General features: G+C 63.5%; 15 protein-coding genes. 12 read left to right on the forward strand and 3 right to left on the reverse strand.

Going from position 1 to position 16,998, the window contains the following annotated elements; all coding sequences use genetic code 11:
- Positions 1 to 125: 125 nt before the first annotated feature.
- From HXS65_RS02300 to HXS65_RS02320, 5 genes are all read left to right on the forward strand, one after another.
- Complete coding sequence (locus tag HXS65_RS02300) at positions 126 to 1,010, forward strand: NAD(+) kinase (RefSeq protein ID WP_077372443.1); 885 nt, start codon at positions 126 to 128, stop codon at positions 1,008 to 1,010.
- Between the two features lie 16 nt (positions 1,011 to 1,026).
- Positions 1,027 to 2,094, forward strand: coding sequence for a metallophosphoesterase (locus HXS65_RS02305; RefSeq protein WP_077372446.1), 1,068 nt, complete (start codon positions 1,027 to 1,029; stop codon positions 2,092 to 2,094).
- A 316-nt stretch (positions 2,095 to 2,410) separates the two neighbouring features.
- Entirely contained in the window at positions 2,411 to 3,301 is an 891-nt protein-coding gene (locus tag HXS65_RS02310) for a rhomboid family intramembrane serine protease (protein ID WP_176493002.1), read from the forward strand.
- A gap of 108 nt (positions 3,302 to 3,409) precedes the next feature.
- The gene (locus HXS65_RS02315; protein WP_176493003.1) at positions 3,410 to 3,688 is read left to right on the forward strand and encodes a YeaC family protein; all 279 of its coding nucleotides are present in this window, start codon (positions 3,410 to 3,412) and stop codon (positions 3,686 to 3,688) included.
- Entirely contained in the window at positions 3,676 to 4,623 is a 948-nt protein-coding gene (locus tag HXS65_RS02320) for a DUF2797 domain-containing protein (RefSeq protein ID WP_254696436.1), read from the forward strand. Before HXS65_RS02315 ends, HXS65_RS02320 begins: the two co-directional genes overlap by 13 nt.
- 164 nt (positions 4,624 to 4,787) lie before the next feature.
- Here HXS65_RS02320 and HXS65_RS02325 read toward each other — a convergent pair whose 3' ends face one another.
- Positions 4,788 to 6,341, reverse strand: a complete 1,554-nt coding sequence (locus tag HXS65_RS02325) for a RimK family protein (RefSeq protein ID WP_176493004.1) — start codon at positions 6,339 to 6,341, stop codon at positions 4,788 to 4,790.
- A gap of 220 nt (positions 6,342 to 6,561) precedes the next feature.
- On the opposite strand from HXS65_RS02325, the gene HXS65_RS02330 reads away from it, so the two are divergent.
- From HXS65_RS02330 to pepN, 6 genes are all read left to right on the forward strand, one after another.
- Positions 6,562 to 7,188: an N-acetyltransferase gene (locus HXS65_RS02330; RefSeq protein WP_176493005.1), complete on the forward strand. Its 627-nt coding sequence runs from the start codon at positions 6,562 to 6,564 to the stop codon at positions 7,186 to 7,188.
- Positions 7,189 to 7,266: 78 nt separating this feature from the next.
- Positions 7,267 to 7,755 (forward strand): YajQ family cyclic di-GMP-binding protein, encoded by a 489-nt coding sequence (locus HXS65_RS02335; RefSeq protein WP_077372461.1) that lies wholly within the window; start codon positions 7,267 to 7,269, stop codon positions 7,753 to 7,755.
- A gap of 250 nt (positions 7,756 to 8,005) precedes the next feature.
- The gene (locus tag HXS65_RS02340; RefSeq protein WP_077372464.1) at positions 8,006 to 8,848 is read left to right on the forward strand and encodes a S1 RNA-binding domain-containing protein; all 843 of its coding nucleotides are present in this window, start codon (positions 8,006 to 8,008) and stop codon (positions 8,846 to 8,848) included.
- Positions 8,849 to 9,164: 316 nt separating this feature from the next.
- Positions 9,165 to 10,316, forward strand: a complete 1,152-nt coding sequence (locus tag HXS65_RS02345; RefSeq protein ID WP_176493289.1) for a glycerate kinase — start codon at positions 9,165 to 9,167, stop codon at positions 10,314 to 10,316.
- 173 nt (positions 10,317 to 10,489) lie between these two features.
- Positions 10,490 to 10,960: a YbaN family protein gene (locus HXS65_RS02350; protein ID WP_240704164.1), complete on the forward strand. Its 471-nt coding sequence runs from the start codon at positions 10,490 to 10,492 to the stop codon at positions 10,958 to 10,960.
- A 127-nt stretch (positions 10,961 to 11,087) separates the two neighbouring features.
- The gene (gene pepN / locus HXS65_RS02355; protein ID WP_176493006.1) at positions 11,088 to 13,739 is read left to right on the forward strand and encodes an aminopeptidase N; all 2,652 of its coding nucleotides are present in this window, start codon (positions 11,088 to 11,090) and stop codon (positions 13,737 to 13,739) included.
- Between the two features lie 127 nt (positions 13,740 to 13,866).
- Here the strand turns inward: pepN and rsgA are convergent, their stop codons facing one another.
- Positions 13,867 to 14,877, reverse strand: a complete 1,011-nt coding sequence (gene rsgA, locus HXS65_RS02360) for a small ribosomal subunit biogenesis GTPase RsgA (protein ID WP_176493007.1) — start codon at positions 14,875 to 14,877, stop codon at positions 13,867 to 13,869.
- Between the two features lie 183 nt (positions 14,878 to 15,060).
- Between rsgA and orn the strand changes: the two genes are divergently transcribed.
- On the forward strand, positions 15,061 to 15,633 hold the full coding sequence (orn, locus tag HXS65_RS02365) for an oligoribonuclease (protein ID WP_084209058.1): 573 nt from the start codon (positions 15,061 to 15,063) through the stop codon (positions 15,631 to 15,633).
- Between the two features lie 19 nt (positions 15,634 to 15,652).
- Here orn and queG read toward each other — a convergent pair whose 3' ends face one another.
- Positions 15,653 to 16,723, reverse strand: coding sequence for a tRNA epoxyqueuosine(34) reductase QueG (gene queG / locus HXS65_RS02370; RefSeq protein ID WP_176493290.1), 1,071 nt, complete (start codon positions 16,721 to 16,723; stop codon positions 15,653 to 15,655).
- Positions 16,724 to 16,998: the final 275 nt, after the last annotated feature.

Consider the following 16,998-nt stretch of genomic DNA (forward strand, 5'->3'; position numbering starts at 1 on the left):
GCAATTGGATGTGCTGATATCGCCAAGGGTGGGTAGTGGCTTGATGCAGCAACGGAAAATGCAGGTGCATTGCCGCTGGTGAAGGGAGTCCGCATAATGTTCTGCATGACAGCCCGGGAGGCGTGATGAAGCAGCAATTCAATACGATCGGCGTGATTGGTCGACTGGGCAGTGCTCAGGTAGTGGACACGCTCAAGCGCTTGATTCGCTTTCTTGAGGCTCGCCAGCTGGCGATGATCATCGAGGAGCGCACGGCGACGCTGTTGCTTGACCATGGCCTTGAGGTGGCGAGCCGTCGTCAGATGGGCGAGCGCTGTGATCTGGTGATCGTGGTGGGCGGTGATGGAAGCCTGCTGGGCGCGGCGCGTGCATTGTGTCGCAGTGGCACGCCGGTACTGGGCGTCAATCGCGGCCGGCTGGGCTTTCTCACCGACATCCGTCCAGATGAGCTGGAGGAAAAGGTCGCCGAGGTGCTCGAGGGTGACTACCTCAGTGAGCAGCGGTTCCTGCTGGAGGCGGAAGTCTTTCGGGACGGCGAGAAGATAGGCGCGGCGGACGGCCTCAACGATGTCGTGCTGCATCCTGGCAAGGCGGCGCGGATGATCGAGTTCGAGCTGTTCATCGATGGCCAGTTCGTCTATTCCCAGCGCTCCGACGGCTTGATCGTGGCCACTCCGACTGGCTCGACCGCCTATGCGCTCTCCGGCGGCGGGCCGATCGTCCACCCGCGCCTGGAGGCCATCACGCTGGTGCCGATGTTCCCGCATACGCTGTCCAGTCGTCCGATCGTGATCGACGCGGCCAGCGAGATACTCCTGCACATCAGCGCCAGCAACACGACCTATCCCCACATCAGCTGCGATGGCCAGACTCAGGTCGTGGCCAAGCCCGGCGATGTGCTCAAGATTCGTCGCAAGCGCGAACGTCTGACGCTGATCCATCCGCTGGAGCACAACTATTTCGAGATCTGTCGCACCAAGCTCGGCTGGAGCAACCGCCTCGGCGAATGACATCAAGGCAAGCAGCATGAACGCATTCGTGGCGCCACGGGATGGCTATGATCTGATCGGTGATGTGCACGGCTGTGGCGCCACGCTGGCGGCGCTGCTGGAGAAGCTCGGCTATCACCTGAAGGATGGCGTGTATCGTCATGCCACGCGCAAGGTGATCTTTCTTGGTGACATCATCGATCGTGGGCCTCGTATCCGACTGGCCGTCCAGTTGGCCAGCCGGATGGTGGAAGCCGGTGAGGCGTTGATCGTGATGGGCAACCATGAATACAACGCGCTGGCCTATTGCCGGCGTGCACGCCTGCGGGAGAGTGGCGATCACCGTGATTTTCTGCGCCCGCATACCTCACGGCACAATCGCATCATTCGCGAGACGCTCGATCAGTATCAGCATCATCCCGATGAGTGGGATGACGCATTGAGCTGGTTCATGCGCATGCCGCTGTGTCTTGAACTGCCGTCGCTGGGAGAGGGCAAGAGTGGTCTGCGCGTGGTCCACGCCTGTTGGGATGAAGCGCTGGTGCGTCCGTTTCTGGCGCGCTTTCCGGATGGCTGCATCGATGAAGCCTTCCTGCAGGACTCCGTCGACCCCTCGAGCTTTGCCTATCGGGTGCTGGATCGCCTGACTCGGGGGACCAGTCTGCGCTTGCCGGAGGGCGTCGAGATCCACTCGGGGGATGGCTTCACGCGCCGCAGTTTCCGGGCACATTTCTGGGCGCGCGAGCCGCGCACCTATGGCGATGTGGTGTTCCAGCCCGACAATCTGCCGGGAGAGCTGGAGTCGCGCTGGTTGAGCGAGGGCGAGCTCGAGAAATTGCCGTATTACGGACCAGAGCAATTGCCATTGTTCCTGGGGCATTACTGGTGTGAAGGGGTGCCTGCGCTCCCGGCGACCAATATCGCCTGTCTCGATTACAGCGCCGTCAAGTGCGGTCGCCTGGTCGCCTATCGCTTCAGTGGCGAAGCGACGCTGGATGCCGCCAATTTCGTCTGGGTGCCGGTGCCGCGCGAACCCTCGAGTCGTCCACTGCCGGAAGAGTTGCCGGCCGAGGAGTTGTCGGGGCGCGGTGAGATGAGGGGATAGCGTGCTGGGCCATAGTCATACCTGCCGGACTTTTCTCATCGCCATTGTTTTTTTCAATAAGCAGCCAGTGAACCAAAGCGCCATCCCGGACTCAGAGTAAGTGTTCCCTTGAATGATCCCTTGCTCAGTCCGGTGCCCCCCACCGGACTTTTTTTATGCCTGTCAGTTTGTCATCGCCGCCACCGCGGCTCTCCAGACAAGTCCCTATCCAGAGTGGCATCAGCTGGATCTGCCACCGACCGCCCATCGGCGCTCTCGACGTCGGGCTACTGTCGAGAGATGCCATCACGCTGACTTGTCACTGCAAGGACACTGCATGTTCCAGGTTCTGACCTTAGACGACTCCTTCGATACGCTCGCACTGCGTCAGGCGCTGTGGGCGGAGAAGATCGGCCACCAGATCACCTCCGAGCGCGTCTCGACCCCTGACGGGGAGGCGGTGCGTCAGATGCTGTGGCTGGCGGACCCCGAGCAGCTCCCCCGCGTGATCGCGATGCTGGAGCGCCACTCACGCGGAGAGCCGCTGCGCGATGAGGCTACGGAGGCGTCGGGTTTCTCAAGCGGCGCATCGGGCGGTCTCTGGCAGCTCGTCAGACAGACCCCGCTGACATGGCTGGTCGGGCTCGCCTGTTGCCTCACCGTACTCTGTCAGTACGTGCTGGGTCAGGCGGCGGTGTTCGAATGGCTGGCCATCGTGCCCTTTGAGCTGGTGGGCAGTCAGCACATTGCACCGGCGCCGTTATCCACGACACTGGCGGGGGAGTGGTGGCGGCTGTGGTCACCCTCCTTGATGCATTTCGGCATTCTGCATCTGGTCTTCAATCTGCTGTGGCTTTGGGTGTTCGGGCGCCAGATCGAGGCCATCGATGGCGCCTGGCGCTTCGCGCTGGTGGTGCTGGTGAGCGGGGTGGCTGCCAACCTGGCGCAGTACGCCACCGGCAGTGTGCTGTTCGGCGGGCTCTCGGGAATCGATTTCGCCGTGATCGGCTATGTCTTCATCGCGGCTCGTCGACGGCCGATGCTGGGCTATCAGATGCAGCGCTCGCTGATGATCTTCATGTTGATCTATCTGGTGCTGTGCATGACACCGTTATCGAGTGCCATCGGCCTTGGGGCCATCGCCAATGAGGCGCATCTCGGTGGGCTGCTGGCAGGGCTGGTGCTGGGATTCGTGCTGCCGCGCCGCGCACCGGGCACCACGTCATGACAGCCAGGCGGATGACAATGATAGAATGGGCGCATTTTGCACGGCGTGGCGTCACGTTGCCCGCGTGGCGCTGCCCCCGCGCCGTGCTCCAGCATCAGGAGAACCCCCATGAGTGACATGACTTTCGACGGGATGGTCGAACAGATGACCCCGGCCATCTACGAGAGCCTCAAGCAGTCCATGCAGCTGCGCAAATGGCCGGACGGCCGGGTGCTGACCTCGGAGCAGGTCGAGCTGTGCATGGAAGCCGTCATCAAGTACGAGGTCCACAACAACGTGCCTGCCGAGTCACGTGTCGGCTTCATCGACAACGGTACCTGCGGTCCACGTGATGGTGACGACACAGCTTCACGCGATGAGCCGGAGCAGATCAAGTGGGTCAACTGACACTGGATGATGCATTGGACGTCGATGGCGCACCTCAGCCCGCCGTGGAGTCGGTGACCCTGAGAGGAGACATCCGCAAGATGTCCATCGTGCCTGCCGGTGAGGCGCTTGCGATCGATACCTCGGCGGATGCGCAGTCAGTATCGCGTGAGCCGCTGGCGGCCAGCTATGGCCTGCGACTGGGCGAGATCACCCAGCCGCTGAACGCCTATATTGGCCATAAGGTACGCCTGGACTTCACCGGTCAGATCCACTGCAGCCATTGCGGGCGCAAGACCAAGAAGAGCTTCGCGCAGGGGCATTGCTATCCCTGCTTTCGCAAGCTGCCACAGTGTGATGGCTGCATCATGAAGCCGGAGACCTGTCACTTCGCGGAAGGAACCTGTCGTGATCCTCAGTGGGGTGAGGAGCATTGCTTCCAGCCGCATATCGTCTACCTGGCCAACTCCTCCGGCCTCAAGGTCGGTATCACCCGCAAGACCCAGATGCCGACGCGCTGGTTCGATCAGGGTGCCATCCAGGCCTTGCCCATCGTCGAGGTCTCCAATCGTCTGCAGTCAGGGCTGGTCGAGGTGCTGTTCAAGCAGGCACTCAATGACCGCACCAACTGGCGCGCGATGCTCAAGGGCGATGTGGCCGAGCTGGATCTGGAAGCCGAGCGTGATGCACTGCTCGAGCAGATGGCCGAGGGTCTGGCGGCGCTGCAGGCGCATTGCGGTGAAGACGCCATCCGGGTACTGGATACCACGGCATTGGCCTTCGAGTTTCCGGTGCGTACCGCGCCGACCAAGGTCACCTCGTTCAACTTCGACAAGACACCCGTGGTGGAAGGCGTTCTCGAAGGGCTCAAGGGTCAGTATCTGATCCTCGACAGCGGGGTGATCAATCTGCGCAAGTTCACGGGGTATGAGGTCGAGGTCCAGCTCGGCGAATGACATCGTCCCGTGTTGCGAAATAAGCTCAAGGCTAATGACGATGACAACGCCCGCGCTCCCTTCAAGGAGTGCGGGCGTTGTCGTATGGCCTGGGGATATCGAAGAAAGATGCCGGCCCGACTGGTTCAGACTGCGGATTCAGCCGGGGGATTCAGCCGGGGGATTCAGCCGAGCACGGGCTGGCGGCGCGCCTGCATGCGCTCCAGGAAGACCTGCATCACTCGGTGGTAGAGCTCGCGTCCCAGCACGACATCCTCGACCCCCGCATCCAGATTGGGGTTGTCATTGACCTCGATGACCACCACGCGATCCTCGAGCTGTTTGAGGTCAACTCCATAGAGCCCATCACCGATCAGACGTGTCGCCTTGAGAGCCGCCTTGATCACGGCGGGGGGCACATCACTCGGGTCAACGGTGGCAAAGCCGCCGGAGCGGGTGCGGGCGCCGCTGTGGTCATAGATCTGCCAATGGCCACGCGCCATGTAGTAACGGCTGGCGAACAGCACCTTGCCGTCGAGCACGCCGATACGCCAGTCGAACTCGGTTGGGAGCCATTCCTGCAGCAGCAGCAGAGCGGAGTCATGGAACAGTCGCTCGGCTTCACGCACCAGTGTCTCCGGCCCGTCAATCTTGACGATGCCGCGCGAGAAGGCACCATCCGGCACCTTCATCACCAGCGGATAGCGCATGTGCTGTCCGCGTTCGGCCAGCTGGCGCAGTTCGCCGCGATGAATCAGGCGCCCCTGTGGGGCGCTGAGGCCGCGAGCCTTCAGGAGCTCATGCAGGAAGACCTTGTTGGTACAGCGCAGAATCGACTGACTGTCGTCGATCACCACCAGCCCTTCGTGTTCGGCTCGCTTGGCCATGCGGTAGGTATGGTGGTCCAGGCTTGTGGTCTCGCGGATGAACAGCCCATCGAATTCGGCCAGACGTCCCTCGTCACGCTTGGTGATCAGACTGACATCGATGCCCAGGCGGCGTCCCTCGCGGATGAAGTGCTTGAGCGCCGTACGATTGGACGGTGGCAGTGCCTCATTCGGGTCCACCAGCATCGCCAGGTCGAAACGGTAGTGGCGGCGAGCCTTCGGGGTGCGCCAGACCTTGCGTGAATGGCGGTTGAGCGCCTGGGCAAAGCGATCCTCGTCCGTTTCCGCCAGATGACTCAAGGATTGCGGGCGCACTCGCTTGAGGGTCCAGCGCTCGCCACGCGCCTCGAGTCGTACCTCGAGCAACGGGCAGGGCAGTCGCTCGAACAGCTTGCGACCGAGACGTGCCAGTGCGGGGTCATCGCTCTCACCGAAGGTCAGCAGCAGGTCGAGATGCGCATACTTGCCGGTCTCGTGGGGGACTGTCTGCGGGGTGGGCAGGGCGCTCTTGCGCGTCAGCTCCTCAAGCAGCACACGGATGCTGCCCAGTTCCATGTCGATCAGTGACTTGCGCGACAGCTGGTTGAGCGTTTCCACCGACGGCAGGGCTTTCTGTCCGCGCGCCTGTGCCAGCAGCGAGACGTAATAGCCGATCCCGAGGTAATCGAGCCCGCCGCAGAGATTGATGACGTGGGTCGCGGGCTGCGGAGCGTCCTGGTCTGCCCGGGCCGTGGGCACGGAGCTGTCGTGGGAGAGCTCGGACAGAAAGTCGTGGGCGCTGATGACATCATCACTGGGATAGAAGGCGCGCCAGTCACTGACACGGTCAACCACGATACGCAGGCGGGACATTGAGTAGCCTCGAAGGGCGGGCACCGAAGCGGTGCCGAATGCAGCGCATCATGAAAAACAATCTCCGTCATCGCAATAGGCAACAAGATGAAATAATTTCATGCAAATAGGTCGAGACAAGACGTGCCTGCATGCCCAGAATGCAGCGGATTGCTACCGCCCCACGACACCTTGATTTCAGGGCTGCCTCAGGGCGCTGACAGGCGGGAGAGCCTGCATCATGACCCCCATTCTGCGTCCGGCGATCCGGGCCGATCTCGATGCTCTGGTAGAGCTCGAGGAAGTCAGTTTCGATAGCGACTGGTTCAGTCGTCGTCAGCTGTCTCATCTGATTCTGCGTGCCAATGCACGCACTCTCGTCATCATCCAGCCAGAAGGCGATGGCTCGGACGCCCTGCCGGCGGCAGGCAATGCGATGGCCGCACTGTGGCCGGTGGGCAGCGTGGCGCAGGATGACGCCACCCCGCTGCGCAGCGTGCTGGGCTATGGCACCGTGCTGTTCCGACGCAATTCACGCCGGGCACGACTCTATTCCTTCTGTCTGCATCCCGAGGCGCGCGGACGCGGTCTCGCCCAGCGTCTGCTCATCGCGCTCGAGCAGCTGGCCATCGAGCAGGGCTGTGAGCAGTTCGATCTGGAAGTGCATACCGGCAACGGTGCAGCGATCACCCTCTATGAGCGCCACGGCTTTGCCAGGAATGGTCGCCTGCGCGATTACTACGCCGACGGCGCGGCGGCCTGGAAGATGCGCAAGTCACTGGTGATTCCCTCATCAAACCCGCCCGCCAGCAGCAGCGACATCAGGGCTGAGGGGATCTCGACGTGGGGAGATGCGGGCGCTGCCTGACGGCCGGGCATGGCGCGCGTCGCCCCCATGGGCTAGGATGCGCTGTTTATTCTTCATGGCTTCAAAGGAATCGCTCCCATGCCGTCATTCGATATTGTCTCCGAACTCGACAAGCACGAAGTTCAGAACGCCGTCGATCAGGCCAATCGCGAACTTGCGACACGCTTTGATTTCAAGGGCGTGACTGCCGGCTTCGAACTCGAGAAGGAAGAGACCGTCAATCTGGAAGCCGACGCCGATTTCCAGCTGCGTCAGATGATCGAGCTGCTCAAGGGTCGCTTGATCGCGCGTGGCATCGACGTGCGTTGCCTGGAAGAGAAGGACGCCGACACCGGCGGTGTGCGTGCCCGCCAGCAGCTGGTGCTGCGTCAGGGGCTGGACCAGCCGACCGCCAAGAAGATCGTCAAGGCGCTCAAGGATGCCAAGCTCAAGGTCCAGGCCCAGATCCAGGGTGAGAAGGTGCGCGTCACTGGCAAGAAGCGTGATGATCTCCAGGGGGCCATGGCCTTGCTGAAAGGTGACGAGAGCATCGAGCTGCCGCTGCAGTTCAACAACTTCCGCGACTGATCTTCCTCGCGCGCCTGGCGCTCATGTCACGGCTGACCGCTGTCAGCGGCAAATGTCGTCGACAAGTGTCAGGGGCGCCACTCTCAGCACCGTTCGCTCTCGGCGAGCGGTGCTGTGTTCGTTTGAATCGCTTTGAAAGCGTCACGTACCCATTTCAGGCGCTGCGCTCTCAAAGCGTTTCACCATCTTCGTTCGTCATATTCGCGTGACGCTCGCCCCGGGTGGGTCGGGCTGCGCAAAGAGAGGTTACATGTCTGCTCCGCTCGCTATCGGCCAGCGCAATACCCTGACCATCACCAAGCGGGTCGGCTTCGGCGTCTTCCTCGACGGCGGTGACCGCGGTGAAATCCTGCTGCCGACTCCCTTCATTCCTGCCGGTGCCGATATCGGTGATGCGGTGGAAGTCTTCGTGAGTCTTGATGATGAAGACCGCCTGCTGGCCACCACGCGCTATCCGCGCGCCATGGTCGGTGAGTTCGCCGCCCTCAAGGTGGTCGAGGTCAACGACATCGGCACCTTCCTCGACAATGGCCTTGGCAAGGACCTGCTGCTGCCCTACGGCGAGCGCAAGCGTGAGCTCAAGGCGGGCCAATTCGCCATGGTGCACGTGGGGCTCGACAAGCACAGCGATCGCATGGTCGCGTCGATGCGCTTGGATCGCTGGCTGGACAAGACTCCGGCCGAGTACACCGTCGGTCAGGAAATCTCCGGCCTGGTGGCGGCGAAGACCGAATTGGGCATGAAGATCATCATCGACAATGCCCATTGGGGGCTGGTGCACCATGATCGCATCTTCACCCGCCTGCATATCGGCAATCGTCTGCGTCTGTGGGTGCTCAAGAATGATGGCAACGGCAACATCGACCTGACCCCGCAGGCACCGGGCCCTGCAGGCCATCAACAGCTGGCGGACCGCATCCTTGCACGTCTGGAAGCCAACGCCGGGGTGCTGCCGCTGGGTGACAAGAGCGACCCCCAGGCCATCAGCGACGCCTTCGGCGCCAGCAAGGCCAACTTCAAGCGTGCCATCGGCCACCTGAAGCGCGAGGGCAAGGTGACACTGGCCCCCACCGAGACGCGCCTGGTCAAGTGAGGCGCCGGTGATGCGTCGCGCATCGCCCGAGCGGCTTCTGCCGCGCCAGCATCACAAGCTTCCCGTCGGCAATTTCGCTGCCACTCGTCGGTTCTCCGGCGGGTGGCAGTTGCGTTTGTGGGCAGCGCATGGCACCAATGAGCGTCAGGACCCTGCGGACCATGAGTCGCCCTGCGTGTCCATGACGCGCCGTGCGTGCCGTGGCGTCATCCAGCGCATGCCTGATCACGCAGGAGCACCTGAGATCATCCCCACCATTGACAACAAGGATCGTCAGCCAATGTCTCCCGTTACCACTTCCTCCTCTCGTTCGGCGTTGCGTATCCTGCTGGCCCCTGACAGCTACAAGGAGGCGCTGCCTGCGCTGGAGGCTGCTGAGGCAATGGCGAGCGGCATCCGGCGCGTATTGCCCGAGGCCGAGCTCGACCTGTGCCCGTTGGGAGATGGCGGAGAGGGCACCCTGGCGGCACTGTTGGCCGCTGCAAGCGACGCAGATCCCATCGAGGCGCGCAGCGCTCAGGTACGTGATCCGCTGGGGCGCGAGGTCACTGCGCAATGGGGCTGGCAAGCGGATAGCCGCACGGCCATCGTCGAGCTCGCCGAGGCCAGTGGTCTGCACCTGCTCAGCCCCGATGAGCGTGATGCGCGCATCGCCAGTACCTACGGCGTCGGACAGCTGGTGCTTGCCGCGCTGGAGGCCGGTGCCGAGCGCCTGATCGTCACGCTGGGCGGCAGCGCGACCAACGATGGCGGCAGCGGCATGTTGCGTGCACTCGGTCTGCGTCTGCTGGATGAGGCGGGTGACGAACTGCCGGACGGAGGGGCGGCGCTGGCACGATTGGCGCGGCTGGATGCCAGTGGTCTGGACCCGCGGCTGGCGACTCTCAAGGTGTCCGCGGCGGTGGACGTCGACAACCCGCTGTGTGGCCCGCGTGGCGCGACGGCCGTGTTCGGGCCCCAGAAGGGCGCGGATGAGGCGGTGGTCGAGGAGCTGGACGTCGCGCTGGGGCGTTTCGCGCGGATGAGTGCCGAGGTGCTGGGGGAGGACCATCAGCAGCTGCCGGGCACTGGTGCCGCAGGTGGCATGGGCTACGCAGTGGCGGCCTGGCTCACGGGGGAGCTGCGTCCGGGCATCGAGCTTGTGATGGAACGACTGAACGTGGCGCAGCGCCTGGAAGGGTGTGACCTGCTGATCACCGGCGAGGGCGGGCTGGATGGGCAGAGCCTGGGAGGCAAGACGCCCATCGGCGCGGCGCGTGCCGCCCGAGCGGCCGGAGTGCCGGCCATCGTGCTGGCAGGGCGTCTCGCGGATGGCTGGCAGGCTGCGCATGACGAAGGCGTCAGCGCCGTCTTCACCCTGTGTGACGCTGCCATGCCGCTGGAGCAGGCCCTGACACGCACCGCTGAACTGCTGGCGGACCGCTGTGAAGCCATCATGCGCCTCTGGCAGGTGGCGCACAGCGACTGAATGTCGCCTGCACCGCAACCCCGTTCGCCTTTCGTGTCACGGGCAAGCCCGTTACCATGCACGCAGCAGCTATGGGAAAGATAGCCAGAATGCACTTCCCTCGGGAGGCATCTGGCGCTTGACTGGTAGCAGGTGGCACGCGGTGTGCGCCCGATGGTTGAGGGGACCTTGAGATGATGATTTTTCGGCGCATGAAGCGGATCTGCTGGCTGGGGCTGGCCTGGCTGTTCTTCGCGATCGGGTTTGCCGGCATGTTCCTGCCCCTGTTGCCGACGACCGTCTTCATGCTGCTGGCGCTGGCTTGCGCCAGTCGCGGCTCCCCTCGCTTCGCGCGCTACATTCGCGAACACCCCCAGATCGGGCCTCCCCTGATCTCCTGGGAGCGCGAGCGTGCCATCCCGCTGCGTGCACGCATCCTGGCGGTCGGCATGCTGGTGGTCTCGATGCTGATCATTCTCTTCACCGTTTCCGTGATGGCGGTCAAGGTCTCGTTGCTGATCTTCCTTTCCCTGTTGGCCATCTGGCTGGGCACGCGCCCCGAGCCGCGCGGGGGATACGAGGAACTCGCGCCTGCGCCTTCCCCGGCCGAGCCCTTCGATGAGCCCTCCCGACCCGTCAGCGGCGAACGCCTGCAGAACGACTAGTCATTCGCGTGTCCTGCCCCTCCCGTGAGGGGCCATTCATCGCGGGCGCGGTGGCAGGCTGCCATCGCTGCCCGATGTTTTCCTGCCGTGTGGCATCGTCCGCGCGGCGTTGATCGTGGAGTCCTTCATGTCACAACCTGCCGCCATTCATCTTGATGATTATCAAGCGCCGGCCTGGCGCATTCTCAGCACTCGGTTGACGTTCGACCTGGCGCCGTCCGCGACCCGCGTGACGGCCGTGCTGACCCTCGAGGCCAATCCCGATGCCGCCGTGGGCAGTGACGCGACGCCACCGCTGGTGCTCAATGGCGAGCACCTGACGCTGGAATCCGTGCGTGTCGATGGGCGAGCGCTCGCCAGTGATGAATACAAGGTCGACGAGACGCATCTCACCCTCGCGGCGCTGCCGGCCAGCTGTGAGCTCGAGACGGTCGTGCTGATCGACCCGGCGGCCAACACGGCACTGGAAGGGCTCTATGTGTCCTCCGGCATGTTCTGCACCCAGTGCGAGGCCGAGGGCTTCCGCCGTATCACCTATTACCCGGATCGTCCGGACGTGATGTCGGTATTCACGACGACCGTCATCGCGGACAAGGCGAACTACCCGATCCTGCTCTCCAACGGCAATCCCGTCGAGCGTGGCGAGCTGGACGGCGGCCGTCACTTCGTCACCTGGCAGGACCCGCACCTCAAGCCGTGCTACCTGTTCGCGCTGGTGGCGGGGGATCTGGTCAAGCATGCCGACAGCTTCACCACCATGAGCGGGCGTGATGTTGCCCTGGAGATCTGGGTCGAGCCGGAGAATCTCGACAAGACCCAGCACGCCATGAACTCTCTCAAGGCCTCCATGAAGTGGGATGAGGAGGTCTATGGGCGCGAGTATGACCTCGATATCTTCATGATCGTCGCGGTCAATGACTTCAACATGGGCGCGATGGAGAACAAGGGTCTCAACATCTTCAACAGCGCCTGTGTGCTGGCCAATCCCGATACCACCACCGACGCCGCCTTCCAGCGCGTCGAAGGGGTGGTGGCACACGAGTACTTCCACAACTGGTCCGGCAATCGCGTCACCTGCCGTGACTGGTTCCAGCTGTCCCTGAAGGAAGGCTTCACCGTCTATCGTGACCAGACCTTCTCCGCCGACATGAATTCGGCGCCGGTCAAGCGCATCGAAGACGTCGCCATGCTGCGCACCGCGCAGTTCGCGGAAGATGCCGGTCCCACCGCGCATCCGGTGCGCCCGGCGTCCTATATCGAGATTTCCAACTTCTACACCCTGACCATCTACGAGAAGGGGTCCGAAGTGGTGCGCATGGTCGCCAACCTGCTGGGCGAAGAGGCCTTCCGCCGCGGCAGTGACCTCTACTTCGCGCGCAACGATGGCAGCGCCGCCACCATCGAGGATTTCATCAGTGCGATGAGCGAAGCCTCCGGGCGTGACTTCACCCAGTTCATGCGCTGGTACTCTCAGGCGGGGACGCCGGAAATCAGTGCCCGTGGCAACTTCGATGCCGAGACGGGCCGCTATTCCCTGACGCTGCATCAGTCCACGCCGGCGACACCGGGGCAGGCTGAGAAGCTGCCGCTGGTGATCCCGGTACGCATGGGCCTGGTGGGTGCGGATGGCAGTGATCTGGCGCTCACGCTCGACGGCGAGGCGCTGGGCACGGAAACGGTGCTGGAGCTGACCGAGGCCGAGCAGACCTTCGTCTTCACTGGCCTCGAGGCCGGTGCCGACCCCGTGCCGTCGCTGCTGCGCGGCTTCTCGGCGCCGGTCAAGCTGTCCTTCGCCTACAGCCGTGAGCAGCTGGCCTTCCTGATGCAGCATGACAGCGATGGCTTCAACCGCTGGGATGCCGGTCAGCGTCTGGCGCTGGCAGCGCTCGAGGATCTGATGGCCGCCTGGCAGCAGGGCGACACCCAGGCATCACTCGATGCGCGTCTGCTGGCCGCCTATCGCTTCCTGCTCCAGAGCGAGCCGTCCGATCGTGCCGTGCTGGCCGAGATGCTGACCCTGCCGTCGGAGGCCTATATCGCCGAGCAGCAGACTGTCGTCGATGTCGATGCCATCCACTGGGCGCGCAAGACCGCCAAGGCGCAGCTGGCCACGGCACTGCGCGATGATTTCGTCGCGCTCTATCACGCCAATGAGCAGCAGGGCGACTACGCGCCGACCTTCGAGCAGATGGCGCGCCGCAGCCTCAAGAATGCCGCGCTCAGCTATCTGATGAGCATCGAGGACGAGGAGGGCGTGCGTCTGGCCCAGGCTCAGCTGGCAGCGGCGCACAACATGACTGACGTACGCGCGGCATTGACGTTGCTGGTGCACTCCTCACGCACGGAGCTGGGCGATCCGGCCCTCAAGGCCTTCGCCGAGCGCTGGTCACATGATCCGCTGGTGATGGATCAGTGGTTCTCGATCCAGGTCACGCGTCCGCAGGCCGACGTGCTGGATCGCGTGCGCTTCTTGATGGAGCACCCGGCGTTCTCGTTGACCAACCCCAACAAGGTGCGCGCCTTGATCGGCGCCTTCGCCGGCCAGAACCGCGTCAACTTCCATCGCCTCGATGGCGAAGGCTATCGCCTGCTGGCGGATGTGGTCATCGATCTCAATCGCCTGAATCCGGAAATCGCGGCGCGCATCATCACGCCGCTGACGCGCTACAAGCGTTTTGATGCCAAGCGTCAGGCGCTGATGAAGGCTGAGCTCGAGCGTATCCGGGCCGAGAAGCTGTCGCGCAATCTCTACGAGGTCGTGGAGAAGGCGCTGGCCTGATCCGCCGGATCACGTCCTCGCCCCGTCAGTTCGACTGACATGAAAAACCCCCACCCGTCTGTGACGGGTGGGGGTTTTCGTGGTGCTTGCGAACCAGGCCTTGAAGAGAGGCGTCAGTCGCGCACGTTCAGCTCTCGGTCAGTGACAGCAGGATCTTCTTGTAGCTGTCAAAGCGCACGCGGCCTATCTCGCCGCTGTCGACCGCCTGAAGCAGGGCGCAGCCCGGCTCCTTCTCGTGCTTGCAGTCACGGAAGCGGCATAGCCCCAGGTAGTCGTGGAATTCACGGAAGCCATCGGTGACCTGCTCCGGCGTCAGGTGGACCAGGCCGAATTCACGGATACCGGGTGAGTCGATCAGATCACCGCCGTCCGGCATGTGATAGAGCCAGGCCGTGGTGGTGGTGTGCATGCCCTGGCGTGATTCGGTGGAGAGCGGGCCGACACGTATCTCTTCTCGGGGCAGCAGCATGCCGACCAGTGACGACTTGCCGACGCCACTCTGACCGACGAACACCGAGGTGCGATCGCTCAGCTGTGCCTTCAGGGCGTCCAGGCCCGACTCGCCACGCGTGGTGCAGGCGACGACGTCGTAGCCGAGTGCCTCGTAGCGTGCCAGCAGGTCACGCAGCACACCACCGCTCTCGGGCAGGAGGTCAACCTTGTTGAGCACCAGCACTGGCGTGATGCCGGTGGCTTCCGCAGCGATCAGGTAGCGGTCGATCAGATTGGGTTGTGGCGCGGGTTCGGCGGCGAACACGATCATGATCTGGTCGATGTTGGCGGCCACCGGCTTGAGCACCCCCCGCATGTCCGGGCGTTCAAGCTCGGTAGTGCGGGCACCGCGTGCCACCACCACACCCGTGGCATCGCTGGCTTCACGCCAGATCACGCGGTCACCGGTGACCAGCGTTTCCAGGTTGGCGCGCAGGTGGCAGCGATGCAGGCTGCCGGATTCACTTTCGACTTCCAGGCTGCGCCCGTAGTGGGCAATGACACGGCCGTGCTGTTCCGGGCCGTATTCGCCGGCGTCGAGCTTGTCGCGGTCCTGCGTCTCGCGCTTTTCGGCGCGCTTGGTACGCTCGGCCTGGACCTTCTCGATGCGCCATTGTTGCTGGCGGCTTAGCTTGCGTTTGCTCATGCTTGGCTGGTGACTCCGGTCGCCGTTCGTTCGCCAGGGATGGGAGCGTCTTCCCCCCTCTGCGGCGCGATTGTACCCTTTGCGCCCTCGGGTGTCGTGCGACACCCCGGGATGGCGTGTGATACTGCCGTCACAGGCGGATCCTCAGCGTCTTCCCATTCCCCGTTCAGCAAGGAGTGAACCATGGCAAATCCCACCGCGCAGGCCGATCGACTCATCTGGATCGACCTGGAAATGACCGGGCTGGACCCCGCGCGTGAGCGCATCATCGAGGTGGCCACGCTGGTCACCGACGGAGATCTCAACCTGATTGCCGAAGGGCCGGTGCTGGCCGTGCATCAGCCGGACAGCCTGCTGGAGGCGATGGATGAATGGAACACGCGCACCCACGGTGAGTCCGGGCTGGTGACGCGCGTCAAGGAAAGTCAGATCGATACCGCCGAAGCCGAACGTCAGACTCTCGAGTTCCTGGCCCGCCACGTGGCGGCAGGCGCCTCGCCGATGTGCGGCAACAGCGTGCATCAGGACCGCCGTTTCCTGCAGCATGAGATGCCGTTGCTGGAAGCGTTCTTCCATTACCGCAACATCGATGTCTCGACCCTCAAGGAACTCGCCAAGCGCTGGAATCCGGCCGCGCTGGACGGTTTCAAGAAGCGGGCGACTCACCAGGCGATGGATGATATCCGCGAGTCACTGGCGGAGCTTGCGCATTACCGCAAGACCTTCCTCAAGCTGACCCAGCAGGGCATCGTCTGAACGACGCAGCGTGAGAGTCTCAGAGCGCGGTGGCCAGACGGGCGCCGCGCTTGATGGCTTGCTCCTTCAGTGCCCAGCGCACGTGCTCGCGCAGTGGCTCGCTGGGATAGGGCAGGCGGGCACGCAGGACATGCTCGACCTGCTCCGACCAGGGCGCATTGCCCAGTCCGATGGCGATGTTGGAGAGCCACTTCTCATAGCCGATACGCCGGATGGGGCTGCCTTGCGTCTTGTCGAGGAACTCCTGCTCCCCCCAGCAGAACAGCCGGATCAACTCGATGCGATCCAGATCATGGCGTGGCGAGAAATCCGCCTCCTGGGTCGCCTTGGCAAAGCGCGTGAAGGGACAGAACAGCTGGCAGTCGTCGCAGCCATAGATGCGGTTGCCCATGGCACGGCGGAATTCTTCGGGGATGGCGCCATCCAGCTCGATGGTCAGGTAGGAGATGCAGCGGCGTGCATCGACGACCTTGTCCTCGACGATGGCATCCGTCGGGCAGGCGACCTTGCAGGCGTTGCAGCTGCCACAGTGTTCCTTCTCGAAGGGGGCATCCACCGGCAGAGGCAGGTCGGTGTAGAGTTCGCCCAGGAAGAACAGGCAGCCGGCCTGCTGGTTCATCAGCATGGCGTTCTTGCCGAACCAGCCGATACCGGCCTTCTGGGCCAGCGCGCGCTCCATGACCGGGGCGGAGTCGACGAAGGCGCGGTAGCCGAACGTGCCGACTTCCTTCTCTATCTGCTTGGCCAGGTTGGCCAGCCGCTTGCGCATCAGCTTGTGGTAATCGCGTCCCAGCGCGTAGCGTGAGACGTAGGCGCGCTCGGGCTGACTGAGTACCTGGGTGGTCTCGACCTCGGGCGGCAGGTAGTCGAGGCGCACGCTGATGACGCGCAGCGTGCCGGGCACCAGCTCCTCCGGGCGCGTGCGCCTGGTGCCGTGCTTGGCCATGAAGTTCATCTCGCCGTGATGACCATTGGCCAGCCAACGTTCCAGGTAGGCCTCGTGTTCCGAGAGGTCGACATCGGTGATCCCGACCTGCTGAAACCCCAGTTCGCGCCCCCATGTCTTGATGCGGGCTGCCAGTTCCGCCATGGCCTGAGGGTCGGCGACGCGCGAGTCATCACCGGATGTCTCGTCGGGAGAGCTTCCGGCTGCGTCGGCGGGCAGGGGCATGGTGGCGGATGAAGCAGGCATGGGCATTCCAGCTGGACAGGATGTTCAGGAGCATGGTGCACGCTGGCGTCTCACGGCGAGGAGTCGGCGGTGCGTGCGAAAGGGCGCCACCTTAGCGTAACTTGCCGATCAGCCCAAGCGGCATGTGAGGTGTGCGCTACCCAGTATTTCAGGGCGTGCGGCGCCGCTTTTCC

Origin of the sequence: Cobetia sp. 5-25-4-2, assembly GCF_013374075.1 — a bacterium.
In the GTDB taxonomy this organism is placed as follows: domain Bacteria; phylum Pseudomonadota; class Gammaproteobacteria; order Pseudomonadales; family Halomonadaceae; genus Cobetia; species Cobetia marina.